Consider the following 1,801-nt stretch of genomic DNA (forward strand, 5'->3'; position numbering starts at 1 on the left):
GTTCTGAAGGGCACCTTCGATGCCGGCACCACCTGGGCCTCCGGCGTCGGCGACTTCAAGGATGGCTACAGCTCCGGCAATCTGCGCAAGATGGTCGACAAGGGTGTCCTCAAGATGGACGACCTCGTAGAGTTGTGGCAGTCCCCCTTGATCCCGAACGGCCCGCTGGTCATACGCACCTCGCTCGACGCCGACACCAAGCAGAAGATCACCGATTTCCTGACCAAGCTTCCGCAGACCGACCCGGCCTGTTTCGCGGCGGTGCAAGGCGGCGACTTCAAGAGCTATTCGCCGGTCACCCCGGAATTCTATCAGGCGATCATCGACGCTCGTAAGGCGAAGATCGGCTCGTAAGCCAAAAGGCACGACGCCGCCGGGGCCAAAGTGCCGCCGGCGGCGTTGCCGCGTCACGGGCTGGGGAACCATCGATGAGTGCGACCGAAATTTACCGCGCGCCTGCGCTCTCCACGGAAGGAGCGTTAGCCGAGCGGCACTGGCGCGACCTCGCCGCTCGCCGGCGCCTCTACACGATCGGAGGCCTGGTTTTCCTGTTGCTTGCGCTCTCGGGCTCGCTCTGGTTCGCCAATGAGACCAACGCCGGAAAGTTCTTCGACCGCCTTCCCCACATCGCCGACTTTTTCGTCGAATTGAAGCCGCGCGACTGGTTCGACCCGGTGCGCGCGCTGTTCGACCTGCCGTCGCCCTATGACGATGGCAGCCTCAAATTCGACTATCCCGAAGGCCGGGTCTACCTGACCCAAGGCATCTACATTCCGGAGTATTTCTACCGGATGATCGAGACCCTGAACATTGCGCTGTTTTCGACCCTGGTCGGCTCCACCTTCGGTTTCCTGCTCTGCTTCCTGGCTGCAAGCAACGTGACGGCCAGCCGCTGGCTCCGCTTCACCACGCGCCGCTTCCTCGAAATTGTCCGCGCCTTTCCGGAAATCGTCATTGCCGGCTTTTTTCTGGCGATTTTCTCGCTTGGGCCCATTCCAGCGATCCTCGCGGTCAGCATCCACACCGTCGGCGCGCTCGGAAAAATGTTCTACGAAGTGGTCGAGAACGCCGACATGAAGCCTGACGAAGGCTTGCGGGCCGTTGGCGCCAACTGGGTCGAACGGGTGTGGTTCGGCATGGTGCCTCAGGTTCTGCCCAACTTCATGAGCTATTTCCTGCTCCGCTTCGAGATCAATGTGCGCGCTTCGACCATTCTCGGTGCCGTCGGCGCCGGCGGCATCGGCGAATCCCTGCGTCTTTCGATCAGCCGGGGCCATGAGGCCAAGACCATAGCCATCGTGTTTCTGCTGTTCTGCACGATTGTCGCCGTTGACCAGTTTTCGGCATGGCTGAGACAACGTCTCGTCGGCAGGCAGGCGTTCGCATACGGGCGCGGAGAGTAACGCAATGAACGCCGACGCCATCAACGACATCGCCGCTCGCTATCCCGATGCGTTTCAGCGGCCTTTATGGAAGCGCTATGCCGCCCCGTTCGGCATCCTTCTATGCATCCTCTACACCTTTTACTGCTCGTGGTTCTTCTCGATCGGCATCGTTCTCGGAAAGGCGAACTGGAACCTGGCCGGCGCTTATCTCGCCGACTGGGTGTCTTACGAAATCCGCCCGGACATCGAATTCAAGGACGGCTATCTGACCATCGACTACTCTCGTTTCTCCAAACTGGGATCCAATCCAAATCCCGACTGGGTTATCAAGCAGATTGCCGAGGTCGAGCGGCGGGTCGACGCCGCACCGGCACCGGCGACCGCGACCGACAAGTCGTCGCAGGGTTCGTTCATGG

The 1,801-nt window shown here is 60.9% G+C and carries 2 protein-coding genes and 1 pseudogene; all 3 read left to right on the top strand.

Going from position 1 to position 1,801, the window contains the following annotated elements:
* A partial coding sequence (locus EN893_RS32250; protein WP_164901317.1) for a PhnD/SsuA/transferrin family substrate-binding protein occupies positions 1-354 on the top strand: 354 nt, incomplete at its 5' end.
* 74 nt (positions 355-428) lie between these two features.
* Entirely contained in the window at positions 429-1,403 is a 975-nt protein-coding gene (gene phnE / locus EN893_RS32255) for a phosphonate ABC transporter, permease protein PhnE (protein ID WP_127271835.1), read from the top strand.
* Between the two features lie 4 nt (positions 1,404-1,407).
* Positions 1,408-1,801: pseudogene (locus EN893_RS32260) on the top strand (phosphonate ABC transporter, permease protein PhnE); the annotation flags it as partial.

It is taken from the genome of Mesorhizobium sp. M7A.F.Ca.CA.004.04.2.1, assembly GCF_004022825.1.
Lineage (GTDB): Bacteria > Pseudomonadota > Alphaproteobacteria > Rhizobiales > Rhizobiaceae > Mesorhizobium.